At 72.7% G+C, this 16372-nt stretch carries 12 protein-coding genes and 3 pseudogenes; 5 read left to right on the plus strand and 10 right to left on the minus strand.

Going from position 1 to position 16372, the window contains the following annotated elements; genetic code table 11:
* Positions 1-49: 49 nt before the first annotated feature.
* From WBK50_RS31375 to WBK50_RS31390, 4 genes and pseudogenes are all read right to left on the minus strand, one after another.
* Positions 50-1471, minus strand: coding sequence for a dihydrolipoamide acetyltransferase family protein (locus WBK50_RS31375; protein WP_445942324.1), 1422 nt, complete (start codon positions 1469-1471; stop codon positions 50-52).
* Positions 1468-2442 carry an alpha-ketoacid dehydrogenase subunit beta gene (locus WBK50_RS31380; protein WP_341339018.1) on the minus strand — a complete coding sequence of 325 codons (975 nt, stop codon included), beginning with the start codon at positions 2440-2442 and terminating at the stop codon, positions 1468-1470. The genes WBK50_RS31375 and WBK50_RS31380 overlap by 4 nt, the downstream gene beginning before the upstream one ends.
* A gap of 1 nt (position 2443) precedes the next feature.
* A pseudogene (locus WBK50_RS31385) lies at positions 2444-3639 on the minus strand (thiamine pyrophosphate-dependent dehydrogenase E1 component subunit alpha).
* Positions 3640-3931: 292 nt separating this feature from the next.
* Positions 3932-4267, minus strand: a complete 336-nt coding sequence (locus tag WBK50_RS31390) for an antitoxin (RefSeq protein WP_341339019.1) — start codon at positions 4265-4267, stop codon at positions 3932-3934.
* A 248-nt stretch (positions 4268-4515) separates the two neighbouring features.
* Between WBK50_RS31390 and WBK50_RS31395 the strand changes: the two genes are divergently transcribed.
* From WBK50_RS31395 to WBK50_RS31410, 4 genes and pseudogenes are all read left to right on the plus strand, one after another.
* Positions 4516-5436: an ABC transporter substrate-binding protein gene (locus WBK50_RS31395; RefSeq protein WP_341339020.1), complete on the plus strand. Its 921-nt coding sequence runs from the start codon at positions 4516-4518 to the stop codon at positions 5434-5436.
* 118 nt (positions 5437-5554) lie between these two features.
* Positions 5555-6292: pseudogene (locus WBK50_RS31400) on the plus strand (amino acid ABC transporter permease); the annotation flags it as partial.
* A 73-nt stretch (positions 6293-6365) separates the two neighbouring features.
* Positions 6366-7128, plus strand: a pseudogene (locus WBK50_RS31405) (amino acid ABC transporter ATP-binding protein).
* A gap of 272 nt (positions 7129-7400) precedes the next feature.
* Positions 7401-7895 carry a hypothetical protein gene (locus tag WBK50_RS31410; protein ID WP_341339607.1) on the plus strand — a complete coding sequence of 165 codons (495 nt, stop codon included), beginning with the start codon at positions 7401-7403 and terminating at the stop codon, positions 7893-7895.
* A gap of 78 nt (positions 7896-7973) precedes the next feature.
* On the opposite strand, the gene WBK50_RS31415 is transcribed toward WBK50_RS31410, so the two are convergent.
* Positions 7974-8552 (minus strand): peroxidase-related enzyme, encoded by a 579-nt coding sequence (locus WBK50_RS31415; RefSeq protein ID WP_341339021.1) that lies wholly within the window; start codon positions 8550-8552, stop codon positions 7974-7976.
* Positions 8553-8629: 77 nt separating this feature from the next.
* On the opposite strand from WBK50_RS31415, the gene WBK50_RS31420 reads away from it, so the two are divergent.
* The gene (locus WBK50_RS31420; protein WP_341339022.1) at positions 8630-8968 is read left to right on the plus strand and encodes a DUF3024 domain-containing protein; all 339 of its coding nucleotides are present in this window, start codon (positions 8630-8632) and stop codon (positions 8966-8968) included.
* Between the two features lie 8 nt (positions 8969-8976).
* Here the strand turns inward: WBK50_RS31420 and WBK50_RS31425 are convergent, their stop codons facing one another.
* The 5 genes from WBK50_RS31425 to WBK50_RS31445 form a co-directional block, all read right to left on the minus strand.
* Positions 8977-10842: a hypothetical protein gene (locus tag WBK50_RS31425; RefSeq protein WP_341339023.1), complete on the minus strand. Its 1866-nt coding sequence runs from the start codon at positions 10840-10842 to the stop codon at positions 8977-8979.
* Between the two features lie 392 nt (positions 10843-11234).
* On the minus strand, positions 11235-13061 hold the full coding sequence (locus WBK50_RS31430; RefSeq protein ID WP_341339024.1) for a phosphoenolpyruvate carboxykinase (GTP): 1827 nt from the start codon (positions 13059-13061) through the stop codon (positions 11235-11237).
* A gap of 357 nt (positions 13062-13418) precedes the next feature.
* Positions 13419-13739 carry a hypothetical protein gene (locus tag WBK50_RS31435; RefSeq protein WP_341339025.1) on the minus strand — a complete coding sequence of 107 codons (321 nt, stop codon included), beginning with the start codon at positions 13737-13739 and terminating at the stop codon, positions 13419-13421.
* A gap of 197 nt (positions 13740-13936) precedes the next feature.
* Positions 13937-14635: an esterase/lipase family protein gene (locus tag WBK50_RS31440; RefSeq protein ID WP_341339026.1), complete on the minus strand. Its 699-nt coding sequence runs from the start codon at positions 14633-14635 to the stop codon at positions 13937-13939.
* Positions 14636-14770: 135 nt separating this feature from the next.
* Positions 14771-16309: an MFS transporter gene (locus WBK50_RS31445; protein WP_341339027.1), complete on the minus strand. Its 1539-nt coding sequence runs from the start codon at positions 16307-16309 to the stop codon at positions 14771-14773.
* Positions 16310-16372: the final 63 nt, after the last annotated feature.

Here is a 16372-nt window from a genome sequence, read left to right on the forward strand (position 1 = left end):
CGGAGATGCCGTCCGTGCTCCCGGTTCACCTGATTGTTCGCTGTGAGCCCTACCAGGTCAGGGCCAGGCCCGGGTCCTCCAGCAGCGCCCCCACGTCGGCGAGGAAGCGCGAGCCCTGCTCGCCGTCGACCAGGCGGTGGTCGAAGGAGAGCGCGAGCTGGCAGACCGTCCGGACCGCGAGCTCGCCGTCGACGACCCACGGCGCCGGTTTGATCGCGCCCACGGCCAGGATCGCCGCCTCGCCCGGGTTGAGGATCGGCGTGCCCGTGTCCACCCCGAACACGCCCACGTTCGTGATCGTGAACGTGCCGCCGACGAGGTCCGCGGGCGGCGTCCTCCCCGACCTGGCGGTGGCGGTGAGCGCGCCGAGCGCGCCGGCGAGGCCCGCGAGGTCGAGCGTGTCCGCGTCCCGGATCTTGGGCACGATCAGCCCGCGCGGGGTCGCGGCCGCGATCCCGAGCTGGACGTGGTCGTAGTAGACGATCTCGCCCGCCGCCTCGTCCCAGCTCGCGTTGACCTCCGGGGTGCGCCGGGCGGCGAGGCAGACCGCCTTCGCGACGAACGCCAGCGGGGTCGGCTTCACCTCCGCGTACGCACGGGTGCCGCGGAGCCGGTCCCGCAGCACCATCGTCGCGGTCACGTCCACGGCCAGGAACTCCGTGACGTGCGGGGCGGTGAAGGCGCTGGACACCATGGCCGCGGCGGTCGCCTTCCGGACGCCTCGGATCGGCTCGCGCCTGCTGCCGCCCCTGTCCGGGGCCGGAGCGCCCGCCGTGGTGCCGCCGGCCGGAACCGCCTGTTCGGCCGGCGCGCTCGCGGCCGCCCGGACGTCGTCCCGCGTGATCGCACCGGTCGCGCCGGAACCGGCGAGCGAGCGGAGGTCGACGCCCAGGTCCTTGGCCAGCTTGCGGACGGGCGGCGTCGCCAGCGGGACCCGCTCACCGGGTGAGGGCGCGGAGCCGTTCGCCGGCCTGCCCTTCGTGCCGCTGTCCGCCGGCGCCGGCTCGCGGTGACCCGCGGGCGGTCCGGGGGAGGCCGGCAGCTCGGGGGACGGCGGCTCGGCCGCGAGCGGCGGGACCGCCGCGGTACCGCCGGCCCGGCGCGGCCGGCGCCGGGCCGTGCCCTGCCGTGGCCCGTACCCGACGAGCGTCGCGATCCGTCCGTCCTTGCCCGCCTCGCCGATCTTCGCCCCGGCGTCGGCCTGGTCACCCGGAGCCGGGCCACCCGCCGTCTCGATCGCGATGATCGGCGTCCCCACCTGCACCGTCGCGCCGGGTTCGGCCAGCAGCGCGCCCACCGTCCCCGCGAACGGCGACGGCAGCTCGACGACCGCCTTGGCCGTCTCGATCTCCACCAGCACCTGGTTGACCGCGACCGTGTCCCCGGCCGCGACCTGCCAGCCGACGATCTCGGCCTCGGTCAGGCCCTCGCCGACGTCCGGCAGCCTGAACTCCTGTCGCACGCCGATCACCAGGCCAGCGAACGGTCGACGGCGTCGAGCACCCGGTCGAGGTCGGGGAGGAAGTCCTCCTCGCACGCGGACGGCGGGTACGGGGTGTCGAACCCGGTCACCCGCAGTACCGGCGCCTCCAGCGAGTAGAAGCACTCCTGCTGCACACGCGCGGCGATCTCCGAGGTCACCGAGGACTCGGGCGGCGCCTCGGACACGACGACGAGGTGCCCGGTGCGCCGCACGGACTCGAACACCGGCCCGAGGTCGAGCGGGGACAGGGCCCGCAGGTCGATCACCTCGAGGTCCAGGCCGTCCGCCTCCGCGGCGGTGGCCGCCTCCAGGCAGGTCTTCACGAGCGGGCCGTAGCAGGCCACGGTCACCTGCCGCCCCGGCCGCAGCACCCGCGACGCGAGCAGCGGCGCCGGAGCGTGCCCGGTGTCGACCTCGGACTTCTCCCAGTAGCGCCGCTTGGGTTCGAAGAAGATCACCGGGTCGTCCGTCTCGACGGCCTGCTGGATCATCCAGTAGGCGTCCTCCGCGTTCGAGCAGGCGACCACCTTCAGGCCTGCGACGTGGGCGAACAGGGACTCGGGGGACTCGCTGTGATGTTCGACGGCGCCGATCCCGCCGCCGAACGGGATCCGCACGACCACCGGCATCGGGACCTTGCCCTGCGAGCGGAAGCGGACCTTCGCCAGCTGGGAGACGATCTGGTCGTAGCCGGGGAACACGAAGCCGTCGAACTGGATCTCGCAGACCGGGCGGTAGCCGCGGATCGCGAGCCCCACGGCGGTGCCGATGATGCCGCTCTCGGAGAGCGGGGTGTCCAGGACGCGCTGCTCGCCGAAGTCCTTCTGCAGGCCGTCGGTGACCCGGAAGACCCCACCCAGCTTGCCGACGTCCTCGCCCATGACCAGGACCTTCGGGTCCCGTTCCATCGCGGCGCGCAGGCCGTCACCGAGGGCCTTCGCGATCGTCATCTGCGGCATCTCACTCACCACCCTCGAACGACGCGTGGTACGCCAGGTACTCGGCGCGCTGCGCCTCCAGCTGAGGGGAGGCGTCCGCGTAGACCTCGGAGAACATCCGGTCCGGCGACGGGTCCGGCATCGCCAGGCAGAAGGCCCGCAGCCGTTCCGCCAGCGCGTCCGCCTCGGCGTCGACGCCGGAGAAGAACTCGGGCTCCACGCCGTGCTCACGGACCAGGTTCACCCGGACCCGCTCGATCGGGTCCTTGAGCTTCCACAGCTCCACCTCGTCCGCGAGGCGGTAGCGGCTCGCGTCGTCCGACGTGGTGTGCGAGTCCATCCGGTAGGTGAACGCCTCGACCAGCACCGGGCCATTGCCGCTGCGGCACTCCTCGAGCGCCCAGCGCGAGACGGCGAGGCAGGCCAGGACGTCGTTGCCGTCGACCCGGATGCCGGGGAAGCCGTAGCCGCGGGCGCGCTGGTAGAGGGGCACACGGGTCTGCTTCTCCAGCGGCACCGAGATGGCCCACTGGTTGTTCTGGCAGTAGAAGACGACCGGCGCGTCGTAGGCGGCGGCCCAGACGAAGCCCTCGTGGACGTCGCCCTGGCTGGTGGCGCCGTCGCCGAAGAAGCACATCGTGGCCTCGTTCGTCCCGGTGTCGCCCGGGGACCCGCCGACCCTGCTGTCGAAGAGCTGGCCCATGGCGTAGCCGGTCGCGTTGAGGCACTGGTTGCCGATGACGATCGTGTAGAGGTGGAAGCGCTTCTCGATCGGGTCCCACGAGCCGTTGTCGGTGCCGCGGAAGATGCCGAGCAGGTCCGTCGGGTCGATGCCGCGGCACCACGCGACGCCGTGCTCGCGGTAGCTGGGGAACGCCATGTCCTGCGGCGCGAGCGCGCGGCCGGCGCCGATCTGTGCGGCCTCCTGGCCGAGCAGCGGCACCCAGATCCCGAGCTGGCCCTGGCGCTGCAGCGCGTTGCCCTCCCGGTCCGCGCGCCGGACCAGGACCATGTCCCGGTAGAGGTCCTTCAGTGCGGCGACGTCGACGTCGGCCGCGTACGCCTCGAAGCGCTCGTCGCGCACCCGGACGCCCTCGGCCGTCAGCATCTGCACGAGATCGGCGCCACCGGAGTCCGTCCCCCGAGCCCGGAGAGGATGTTCTCCCTGGTGGGGCGGGAACGGGGATCGCCCGGGATCCAGGCCTGCGGATCGGACACGGTGCCTCCTGTTGCCTCGCGGCCCGCGGCCGCTGGTGGCGGCGCGTGGACCTGTGGCGCCGGGGGCCCCGCGGGTGGGCGGGTCGTCCGGCGCCGGACGTCCTGGTGGGACCGATCCTGGCACGGCTCGCGGCCACCGGGGAGCGCGCGCGGCAACGTGATCGGTTCCGCGTCCGTGGGCGCGGCAACAGGGTGTGAGGACGTCCGACGCTCGGAACCACGGCCGTCGGACCCACACACGACGGGGCCCGGGCCACCGTCAGGTGACCCGGGCCCCGTCGTGCGTGCTCGGTCAGTTCGGCCGGTACGGCGACGTCGGTGGGGTGTCCTTCGCCGGTTGGCCGGCCGCGCTGTTGCCGCTGCCGGGGATGGACCCGGTGTGGGGCGCGTCGTACGCGGTGGTGGTGGTGCCGGGAGCGCCGTAGCCCGCGCCCGGCTGCGGAACGCCCGCGACGTCCTTGACCTTGCGCGTCGCGCTCGAGATCTGGCCCGAGTACTTGCCCTTCGTCTGCTTGTCGACGAACTGGGCCGCCTGGTCCAGGATCTTCCCGGCCTTGTCCGGGTTCTTCTTCGCATAGCGGCGGGCGGCCTCGGCCGCACCCGCCAGCGCGGTCAACTTCCTCATCATGGCCATGCCGTCCTCCGGGGCTCGGGGTGTGTCGTGAGAGGAACGCGTGGGCGCTCCGTCCGGTTCCGCTTACCCTCGGGCCGCTCCGGCCAACCGCGTGTCCCACAGATGTCCGCCCGGCCTCCGTCCGGTAACGGGGGCGACGAGAAGATGTCCCGCAGACACCGAGGTGGCACGATCCCCGCAGATCGAGCAACTCGTGGGTGACCCCGACCGGGTGGCCCGCTCCCCATTCACGGAGGTCCGCAGTGCACGCCCGAACCCGCACCACCATCCCCTGCGCCGTCGCCGCAGCGGCGTTGGCCGCCCTGCTCGCCGGCTGCGGCGCGGGTGGTGACGGCAGCGGGGGAACCGGCGGTGGTGCCGCCCCGAGCAGTGCCGCGATCCCGGCCGCGGCCAAGGACGACGCGCTCGCCGCGATGGTCCCGCAGTCCGTGGCCGCCGACGGCAAGCTCGTCGTCGGCACGGACGCCTCGTACGCGCCCAACGAGTTCACGGCCCCGGACGGCGTCACGATCATCGGGATGGACGTGGACCTGGGCACGGCCGTCGCGCAGAAGCTCGGTCTGACGCCGGAGTTCCAGAACTCCGCGTTCTCCGGGATCATCCCCGGCATCGAGGGCGGGAAGTACGAGGCCGGCATCTCCTCGTTCACGATCAACCCCGAACGCGTGCAGACCGCCGACATGGTGAGCTACTACATCGCCGGCACCAGCCTGGCGGTCAAGGCCGGCAACCCGGACGGAGTCACGCTGGACAACCTGTGCGGCAAGGCCGTCGGCGTCCAGGCGGGCACGGTGCAGGTCGAGGACATCGCGGCACGTACCAAGGCCTGCACGGACTCGGGCAAGCCGGCCATCCAGGTCACCGAGCTGCAGGCGCAGACCGACGTCACGCTGGCGCTGACGTCGAACCGGATCGTCGCCATGCTCGCGGACTCCCCGGTTGCGGCGTACGCGGTGACCACCACGCACGGCGCCGTCGAGGTCGTCGGCGAGCCGTACGCCACCTCGCCCTACGGCGTCGTGCTCAAGAAGGGCCAGGGGGACTACCCGAAGGCGGTGCAGGGCGCGATCCAGGCCCTGATCACCGACGGCACCTACAAGGCGATCCTGGACAAGTGGAACGTGGCGAACGGCGCGATCTCCACGTCCGAGATCGCGAGCTGACGTCGTGACCACCTCCTCGACGGACCGGGACGTCCGCTCGTCGGAGCCCCTCGACGCGGTCCCGGTCCGGCACCCGGGGCGGTGGGTGGCGGTCGCCGTGCTGGCGGTGCTCGCCGCCATGTTCGTGCACACCGTCCTGACGAACGACAACTTCCGCTGGAACGTCGTCGGCAGCTACCTGTTCTCCGGACCGGTGCTCAACGGGCTCGGGAACACGCTCGTGCTCACGGTGATCTCGATGGTGATCGGCATCGTCGGCGGGATCCTGCTCGCCGTCATGCGGCTCTCGCCCAACCCGATCCTGTCCTCGGTGGCCGCGCTCTACATCTGGGTGTTCCGCGGGACCCCGCTGATCGCCCAGCTGCTGTTCTGGAACTTCCTCTCCGCGCTCTACCCGCGGCTCGCGCTGGGGATCCCGTTCGGCCCGGAGTGGATCTCCTTCGACACGAACCAGCTGATCAACCAGTTCGCGGCCTGCCTGCTCGGCCTCGGCCTCAACGAGGCCGCCTACATGGCCGAGATCGTGCGCGGCGGCATCCAGTCCGTCGACCACGGGCAGACCGAGGCGGCCGGCGCGCTGGGGATGTCCCGGGCGCAGACGCTGCGCCGGATCGTGCTCCCGCAGGCGATGCGGGTGATCATCCCGCCGACCGGGAACGAGACGATCTCGATGCTGAAGACGACCTCGCTCGTCGTCGTCATCGGGTACTTCGAGCTGCTCACCTCGGTCCAGCGGATCTACTCGGTGAACTTCCAGACGATCCCGCTGCTCATCGTCGCCGCGGCCTGGTACCTGGCACTGACGTCGGTGCTGTCGATCGGCCAGGGGTTCGTGGAGCGGCGCTTCGGACGCGGTCTGCAGACCGGGCCCGCCGGGCCCCGGTTGTTCCCCGTCTCACCCGAACGACCCGCAACGAGGAGCGCACGGCATGACCCCGATGGTCGAGGGCATCGGCATCCACAAGAGCTTCGGTGCCACCAAGGTGCTCCAGGGCGTGGACTTCGTGGTGCAGCCGGGCGAGGTCGCGTGCGTGGTGGGGCCGTCGGGCTCCGGCAAGTCCACGATGCTGCGCTGCATCAACCACCTGGAGCGCATCGACTCCGGACGGCTGCGCGTCGACGGGCATCTCATCGGCTACCGCGAGGCCGGCGGGAAGCTGCACGAGATGCGGGAGTCCGAGATCGCGCGGCAGCGCCAGGACATCGGGATGGTGTTCCAGCGCTTCAACCTGTTCCCGCACAAGACTGCGCTGGAGAACGTGATGGAGGCGCCACTCGTCGTGCGGCGTTCGCCTCGCGATGCCGCCCGGAAGCAGGCCGAGGAGCTGCTGGACCGGGTGGGTCTCGGGGACCGGATGGGGAACTACCCGGCCCAGCTGTCCGGCGGGCAGCAGCAGCGCGTGGCGATCGCCCGCGCGCTCGCCATGTCGCCACGGCTCATGCTGTTCGACGAGCCCACCTCGGCGCTGGACCCGGAAGCTCGTCGGCGAGGTCCTGGACGTCATGCGCGGGCTCGCGAGGGACGGCATGACCATGGTCGTGGTGACGCACGAGATGGGCTTCGCCCGGGAGGTCGGGGACTCCCTGGTCTTCATGGACGAGGGCCGGATCGTCGAGTCCGGCGCCCCGCGCGAGGTCCTGGCCAACCCCCGGGAGGAGCGCACCAAGGCCTTCCTGTCCAAGGTCCTCTGACATTCCCGGGGTCCGGGCCGCACACCCCCCGCGAGTCGCGCTCCACGACCGCGCGAGTCGCGATGTGGAGCCCCGCGAGTCGCGGCCGGCGACCGCCCGAGTCGCGCCCTGAGGCCCCGCTCGGGATCGGACCGGAGGCGTCCGGCTCGGGGACGGCGTCGTCTCCGGTCGCGGTCGTTGCGGGGCAGACCGGACGAAGGGCCGTCTCGTCAGATTTGATGATCTGCCGAACAATCTTGTTGCACACTGCAAACACGTCCCGATGGAGGGACGTGAACCGCACGTCGCGCACCGTCGCGCTCTCCGTCCTCGGTCTCTTCGGCCTGTTCGCCGCGGGCTGCGCGTCCGAGGCCCCCACGCTCGCCGCCGCCCCCGTCACGATCACGGTGACCGCGGCGCCCGCCCCGACCACGACGATCGCGCCCGTCACGGAACCGGTGACCGCGGCCCCGACGACGACCCGCCCGCGCGCCACCACGACCACCCCGCGCACCACGACCCGCAGCCCGCGGGCCACGGTCGTCGCGCCCGAACCGGTCGTCGCCGCAGCCGCCCCGGCGCCCCGCCGGGCCGTCACGACCGCCGCCCGGCCCGCGCGCCCGTCCGGCTGCGACCCGAACTACAGCGGCTGCGTGCCGATCGACTCCGACGTGGACTGCCAGGGCGGCTCCGGCAACGGCCCGTCGTACGTCAAGGGCCCGGTGCGGGTGACCGGGAACGACATCTACGGGCTGGACGCGGACAAGGACGGGGTCGGCTGCGAGTAGGCCGGACGTCCGGAATCCGCGGCTCGGTGACCCGAGAACGCCGACTCGCGGGACGATCGCGAGGGGTGGCGGGCGGCGTCAGCGGGGGAGGCGGCCCATCAGGAAGAACTCCGGGTTGGGGCGCAGGGCCGTCAGGTGGGCCATCCGGTTCGAGAGGGCGAAGAGCGCAGTGATCGCGCCGACGTCCCAGATCTCGTCCTCGGACAGGCCCGCGACCCGCGCGTCGTCCAGCTCGGCCTCGGTGAGCGAGGCGGAGTCCGTCGCGATCATCAGGGCGAGGTCCACGATCGCGCGCTCGCGGGGGCTGAGCTCCACGGCGTAGGGGTTCGTCGCGACCCGGTCCGCGATCTCGGCGTCCTTCGTCCGGACCCGCAGGATCGCCCCGTGCGCGACGACGCAGTACGTGCAGTGGTTCGCCCCCGACGTCGCGACGACGACCAGCTCGCGCTCCGCCTTGCTCAGTCCGTCGTCCGAGTCCATCAGCGCGTCGTGGTAGTCCAGGAACGCGCGCAGCTCGCGCGGTCGGCGGGCGAGCGCGAGGAAGACGTTGGGGACGAACCCGGACTTCTCGGCGATCGCGCCGATCCTGTTCCGCAGGTCCTCCGGCATGTCCCCCAGCTCGACATGCCCGAATCGGCTCACCGACTGATCAGTCATTCCCGCGACGTTACCGTCCGATACCGGCTCCGCCAGACCCTTTCGCGGGGGCCGGCGGACCTGCATGATCTGCGGGCATGGCGATCCCCGAGGACGTCCGTGCCCGCGTCGCCGAGTGGTGCGCGGAACAGGTCCCGGACAGCACCAAGGACGAGCGCCGCATCGGCTACACGACGGCCGGCGACCACCTGACGATCCTGGACCGGCGCCCGCCGGCGATCCCCGAGCTGGGCGCGGCCTGGACGTCGACGTCCCTGGCGCAGCTGCGGGCCGACGACCCGAAGCCGGGCCGCTGGACCCTCTACATCGCCGGCCCCGAGGGCGGCCCCCGGTGGGAGCGCCAGGAACCCTCCGCGGACGACCCCGTCGCGCTGCTGGAGCGGATCGAGTCCGCGCTGCGTTCGGCCGGGCCCTAGTGCGGTGACTAGGCCTGCCGCTTCCCGGCCGACTCGACCCCGCCTCCCCGCGGGCCGCGCCGCGCCTGCGGCAGGTGCACCACGCGCCCGGACCCCAGCGCCGGGGACTGCCCCCGGACGGCCGGCGCACCCGCCTGCGCGAGCACGCCGAGCAGCGTGTTCGTCCCGGACCGGCGGGCCCCGGACGCGACGGCCACCAGGCGCGGTGCCGCGCCCGTGACCAGCAGCCGGTTCACCCCGAGCTCGGCGGCGTCGAGCAGGATCACGACGTCCAGGGCGTCCGTGCCGGGCAGCCCGGAGAGCAGCTCCTCCAGGGGCACCGGCCAGACGAACCCGAACCCGGCGGCGCCGGCGACCGCGGCCCGCTCCCAGGCCTGCGCCAACCCCGGGCTCGTCTCCTGCAACCCGCGGAGCAGCTCGACGGCCTCGCTCTCGTCCGCGATGTCGCGGCGGGCGGCGGCGAGCCGGCCCAGCGCCGCGGCGTAGGCCTGCGCGTCCCGCGCCCGGAGCGCCTCGACGACGTCCCGCAGCTCGACCGGGACGCTCCCGCCGGGGAGGGACTCCGTCAGCGCCCGCGCCGCGTCGTCCAGCCGGGCGGCGGCCTGCGCGGCCGACCCGTGCTGCCCGTAGTCCAGGATCGCGCCGGCGACCCGCTCCGCGGTCTGCAGGTCGGGGACCGAGAGCGGCGAGGACGGGTGCAGGAAGAGCACGTCGTGCCGCAACGCGGCGACCGAGCGGGAGGCCGCGGCGACGCGGGTCAGCCCGTCCGCGAGCTGTGCGAGCTCCTCGGCGTTGCGCGGAGCGGGGATGTCCAGCACGCGGCAGCCCGCGTCGATCCGGGTCAGCCGCTCGGCCAGCTCGACGTGCTCCAGGGCGAGCAGCACGTGCTCGGCCTCGGTGGGCTCCGCCCCGTCGACGCGGAGCACGCGCAGGACGGGGGCCACGTCCCGCTGCACGCCCGCGCGGAAGAGGTTGCGGTTGCGGCCGCCGCTGCGCAGGAAGTCCAGGTAGCGGTGCAGCAGGTCGGCCGCGTCGCGGGGCAGCGGGCCGACCACTGTGACCCGCGGGGTGTGCAGGGTCCGCTCGGCCGCGACCATGGCCTGCGCGGTGTCCGCGACCAGCGCGTCGAACTCCTGGCGGTGCCGGTTGTGCACGAGCTGCGAGAGCACGTCCCGCTCCCAGCTGCGCCCGGGCGCGAGCGCGCCGAGCGTGCGGCCCGCGCAACGCGCGACCGCCGTGACCGCTTCGAGCCGCTCCGGGTCCAGCTCCTCGAGCAGGCCGTGGACCATCGCGCTGCCGTCGCGGTCCGACGCGCGGTGCGCGGCGCGCCGGCACAGCTCCCCGACCACGTCGACCGTCGGCACCGCGTCCACCGGGGGCAGCTGCTGCCCCGCGCGGGCCCGGCGCTCGGGGGTGGAGGTGACGAGCAGGCGACGGAGCCGGCGCTGCTCGGCGGGGGTCTGCGCGGGCAGGTCCTCGACGAGCGGGCCGCGCGCGCTCACCCCCTCCAGGCGGGCGGTGTCCGTGGCGGCGACGGCGACCCGGAACCCGTCCTCGACGAGCGTCCCGACGGCCGCGACCACCTCGGCGGGCGTGAAGTCCTCGAGGACCACCAGGGACTCGGCGCGCACGGCGGAGAGGACGGACACCGGATCCTCGCTCGGCCGGCGCTGCTCCGGCAGCGTCCCGACCGAGGCGGCCAGCGCCTCGGCGAGCCGGCGCAGCCCGGCGGGTGCGTCGCCGGCGCCGATCCGGGCCGTGATCTCCTCGTGGGCGGCGACGGTGGCGTCGTCCGGCCCGGACTCGGCGATCCGGTTCACGAACGTCCCCAGGCCCGCGTCGTCCAGCTCACTCGACAGTCCGACATCGAGCATCCCGGTCACCTCCCACTGCCCCCGCGCCCGCGCGACGGTCCGGGTTGTATTTCGCCCGTCACGTCATGACGTTTCACCTCGTTCGGGTACATCCACAAGCCGAGGGCGCTCAGTGGTGACCCTATGCGCCCGTCGGGTGTCCGATCCGGGGATCTTTCTCACCCTTTCGACGCCGGGGAGGCGCTACACGCATGTCGTCGTGCCTGGTCGACCGTTCGAAGCGGGACTTCCGCGCAGGTCGGCGACCCGTCCCCCGCTGATCGTCACTCTCAGTGAGAGGAAGGTCGGGAGCCGAAAAGGGCTCCCAGGGCTTCACGACACGGGCTTCACGACACGGGAAAGGCCCGCCGCGAGCGAGGCTCGCGACGGGCCGTCCGCCGTGCTCGGGAGGATCAGGCGCCGAGGCGCTGCTTGAGGTTCTCCAGCTCGTCCCGCATGGAGGTGGGCAGGTTGTCACCGACCTTCTCGAACCACTCCTCGATCAGCGGGATCTCCGCCTTCCACTCCTCGATGTCCACCGCCAGGGCCGCGGCGACGTCCTCCTCGGTGGCGTCCACGCCGTCGAGGTCCATCTGGTCCGGCGTCGGGACGTAACCGACCGGGGTCTCGACCGCGGCGGCCTTGCCCTCGATCCGCTCGATGATCCACTTCAGGACGCGCGAGTTCTCGCCGAACCCGGGCCACAGGAAGCGGCCGTCCTCGCCGCGGCGGAACCAGTTGACGTAGAAGATCCGCGGCAGCTTGTTCGCGTCCGCGCCCTTGCCGGTGTCCAGCCAGTGCTGGAAGTACTCGCCGACGTTGTAGCCGAGGAACGGCAGCATCGCCATCGGGTCGCGACGGACCTGGCCGAGGCCGCCGGTGGCCGCGGCGGTCTTCTCCGACGACATCGTGGCGCCCATGAAGGTGCCGTGCTGCCAGTCCCGGGCCTCCGTGACGAGCGGGACGGTCGTCTTGCGGCGGCCGCCGAAGAGGATGGCCGAGATCGGCACACCCTTGGGGTCCTCCCACTCGGGCGCGACGACCGGGCACTGCGCGATCGGGACGGTGTAGCGCGAGTTCGGGTGGGCGGCGTCGGTGCCGGACTCGGGCGTCCAGTCGTTGCCCTTCCAGTCGATGAGGTGCTGGGGGTCACCCTCCAGGCCCTCCCACCAGACGTCCCCGTCGTCCGTCAGCGCGACGTTGGTGAAGATCGCGTTGCCGGCCTCGTTGGTCCGCATCGCGTTCGGGTTGGTCTTCCAGTTCGTGCCGGGCGCGACGCCGAAGAAGCCGAACTCCGGGTTGACCGCGTAGAGCCGGCCGTCCTCGCCGAAGCGCATCCACGCGATGTCGTCACCGACGGTCTCGGCCCGCCAGCCCGGGATGGTCGGCTGCAGCATCGCGAGGTTGGTCTTGCCGCACGCCGACGGGAACGCCGCGGCGACGTAGTAGGACTTCTCCTCCGGGCTGATCAGCTTGAGGATCAGCATGTGCTCGGCGAGCCAGCCCTCGTCGTGCGCGATGTTCGACGCGATGCGCAGCGCGTAGCACTTCTTGCCCAGCAGGGCGTTGCCGCCGTAGCCGGAGCCGAAGCTCCAGATCTCCCGGGACTCCGGGAAGTGGGTGATGTACTTGGTGTCGTTGCAGGGCCAGGGCACGTCCTTCTGGCCCGGCTCCAGCGGCGCGCCGACCGTGTGGATCGCGGGCACGAACGCGTCCCCCGCAGCCGTGTCGAACAGCGGCAGGACCGAGGCGCCCATCCGCGTCATGATCTTCATCGACACGACGACGTACTCGGAGTCCGTGATCTCGACGCCGAGCTTCGAGTTCTCGCCGTCCATCGGGCCCATGCAGAACGGGATGACGTACATGGTGCGGCCCTTCATGGCGCCGCGGAACAGGCCGGTGAGGGTCTCCCGCATCTCGGTGGGGTCGACCCAGTTGTTGGTCGGGCCCGCACCCTCGGGGGTGGCACTGCAGATGAACGTCCGCTCCTCGACGCGCGCGACGTCGTCGGGGTCGGAGACCGCCCAGAAGGAGTTCGGCTTCTTCTCCTCGTTCAGCTTCCGGAACGTCCCGGCCTCGACGAGGCGCGTCGTCATGCGGTCCCACTCGGCGTCGGACCCGTCGCACCACACGACGGCGTCCGGCGTGGTCAGTTCGGCGACCTCACGCACCCATGACAGCAGGCGCTCGTTGGTCGTGGGGGCGTCGTCGATCCCTGGAACGGTCGCTGCAGTCATTCTCGTCCTGTCTCCTCGCCCGGTCGGCCCCGCCCGTCCGGGAAAACGGCAATCAACCCGCCCGTGTCTTGAGCGGGGGGTGTAACGGGGAAAGGTGACTACGGAGGTTACCGGCGATGTACCGCTGACCCCACAGGGGAAAGCTGTCGGTCGGCTCACAACACCGATCATGGAATCGATTCAGAGACGGTCAGGGCGCTGTTGACCACCCGAAACGCCGCAAGGTTGCCCTGCGGTAAGGATCACCACCCCGGGCACGTCACAAGCGCGGTCGGCCGGCGTGGTTACCGGACATGACGGGCATGTGAAATCGACGCCCGGGCTTACGGTTTCGAAAGGCGGAATGGCGCCTGCAATTCACGCAGAAGCGCGGCGGAACCTGTCGGAACGATGGCCGGGGGAGATCGTCGCGATCTGGGGGAGCATCAGCGGGAGCCGGTGCGCCGTCACCTGCCAGTAGCGGCACTCGGGGTCGACCGCCCGCCAGGCGTCGGCGAGCCGCGTCGTCGCGTCGGAGTCCACGACCCGCCGGGGCCGCGGGCGCATCGCGCACCGTTCCCGGATCAGGGCGTCGAGGGCGCGCCACGCGTCGTCCGCGGTCGTGTGCACGCTCACCGTTGCGGGCTCCTCGTCGTCGCCCACCACGAGCGTGTACGCGCTCACTGCGTCGTAGGACACGGCTGTCACCCTCCTCGCACCCGCTCCGGCGGCACGCCACGTCGGTGGTGCGGCCTCCCGACACTCAACTGCATGCGGACCACGGAGGCACGCGGTTCGCTCCGCGACGCGCCGGGGAGTCGCCGAAGTACAGCCGTCGGTGCCGCGAACGGCAGGTCCGCCCGAAGACCGGTGGACGGAGGTGCCGCTCGCCGGGATCAGCCGAGCTCCGCGAGGAGCGACGCGAGGGCCTTCGGCTCCGAGAACATCGGCCAGTGGCCGGTCGGCAGCTCGGTGAAGGACCACTCCCGCCCGCTCATCTCCGCGAAGCCGGGGACGCCGGCGTCGATCAGGCCCTTGGCGTCCGCGGCGGTGAAGCTGCAGGCCACGACGGTCTTGGGCAGCGTCGGATCCGGGGTTCCGCGGCGGACGGAACCGGTGACGACGCCCTCGGGCTCGGGGCGGGAGCGCTCGTGGACCCGGGCGAACGTCGCGTCGTCCAGGCCGGCCGTGCTCGTGCCCTGGGCGTCGAACTCCTCGCGGGTGGGCATCGGGTTCACCCCGTCGTTCGCCGCGATCCGCGCCCGGGTCCACTCCTGGCCCTCCGGCGGGGCGAAGTCGATCTGCGCGAGACCGTCCGGCAGCGGTCCGGTGTCCACGAACACCAGGTGGGACACGGCGTTCCGGGCCTGCTCGGCCGCGGCGGCGACGACCGGGCCGCCACCGCTGTGCCCGACGAGCACCACTCCCTCACGGCCGCCGAGCGCGGCCACCACCTCGTCGACGTGTGCCTCGGCCGTCGACCCGAGGAGGTCCAACGGCACGACGTCGTGTCCCGACGCCCGCAGCTCGGCGCCCACCTCGTCCCACGCCCACGCGCCCAACCAGAACCCGGGGACCAGCACGTATGTCGTCATAGGAAGAACGGTAGAAGCGAATCAGGACGGTTCCTGCCCTGTTTCTCGGGCGGGATCCTCCGACATCTCCGCGGCCCGCGTCCTCGCCTGCTCGAACTGCTCAGCAGGTCTGAGCGAAAGTGCCGCTCGTGAAGATCACCGGGATCGCAGGCCGACCGCCACGGTGACGGCGACGGCCAGCAGGACCGCCGTGCCGACGCCCGCGGTGACGTCGACCCCGGTCGCGAACGCCTCGCGGGCGGAGTCGAGGAGGGCCGTGCCAGCCGGGGCCGGGAGGGTCACCGCCGCGTCGACGGCGCCGCCGAGCGTCTGGGACGCGGCGGCGTCGGCGCCCGCGGGGACCTCGACGCCCGCCCGGTAGACCGCGCTCAGCACGCTGCCGAGCACCGCGGTGCCCAGGACCGCGCCCACCTCGTACCCGGTCTCCGAGACCGCGGAGGCGGCGCCGGCCCGGTCCGCCGGGACGGCGGCGAGGATCGCGTCGTTCGTCAGGGTCTCGGACAGGCCGATGCCCGCGCCCAGCAGCACGGACGCCACCAGCAGCGTCAGCTCGCCGGAGCCTGCGCCGAGCATCGTGCACAGCGCGTAGCCCGCGGCGGCGGTCGTCAGGCCGGACGGGACCAGCAGGCGCAACGGGAACCGGCGGGCGAGGGCGGCGGCCCCGAGCCCGGCGACGATCGTCGCGACCATGCCCGGCACCAGCAGCAGCCCGGCCTGCATCGGCGAGTGGCCGAGCACGAGCTGCAGGTACTGCGCGGCGAAGAACAGCAGGCCGGTGCAGGCGAACATCGTCGTGGCGTTGGCCAGCACCGAGACCCGCAGCGCCGGGGCGGCGAAGAGGTCGAGGTCGATCAACGGCGCGCGGCCCGCGCGGACCCGGGCCCGGCAGCGGCGGACGAACGCGACGCCCGCGGCCACGGCGACGCCGGCCGTGAGGACGACCTCGGGGGTGATCCCGTGCTCGCCGACCAGCTTGATCGCCAGCACGCCCGGAACCGCGGCCAGCAGCGAGAGCACGACGCCGACCAGGTCCAGCCGCTCCGGCACGGCCATCCGCGACTCGGGCAGCATCGTCGGCACCGCGACGAGCAGGAGCACCGTCACCGGCACGTTCGCCGCGAACACCGAGCCCCACCAGAAGTGTTCCAGCAGCAGGCCGCCGACGAGGGGAGCGAGCGCGGCACCGGCCGCGAAGCCCGTCGCCCAGATCGCGAGCGCCAGCCGCCGCTGCGCCCGGTCGACGAAGAGCATGCGCAGGATCGCCAGCACGGACGGCATGAGCATCGCGCCGAAGACGCCGAGCAGCGCCCGGGCGACGACGAGGTGCGCCGCGTCCGTCGCGAAGGCGGCGAGCAGGGACACCGCACCGAAGCCCGTGACGCCGATCATCAGCAACCGTCGGCGACCGATCCGGTCACCCAACGTGCCCATCGTGACGAGCAGGCCGGCCAGTGCGAGGGGATAGGCGTCGACGATCCAGAGCAGCGTCGTGGCGTCCGGGGCGAGCGCGGTGCTGATCGCGGGGAGCGCGAAACCGAGCACCGTGTTGTCCACCGCGACGAGCAGCGTCGGCAGGAACAGCACCGCCAGGGCGAGCCATTCCCGCAGGCCGGCGCGGGTACGGGCAGTCGTGGGGAGGGACGACGAGCGGGGGGCGGGGAGGGTGGCGGTCATCGCGGGTCCTAGCGGCGCCCACCGGGCGCGTCGTGCGGATGAGAAGTCGGGACGAGCTGTACC

This window comes from Pseudonocardia sp. T1-2H (assembly GCF_038039215.1).
GTDB lineage: Bacteria > Actinomycetota > Actinomycetes > Mycobacteriales > Pseudonocardiaceae > Pseudonocardia.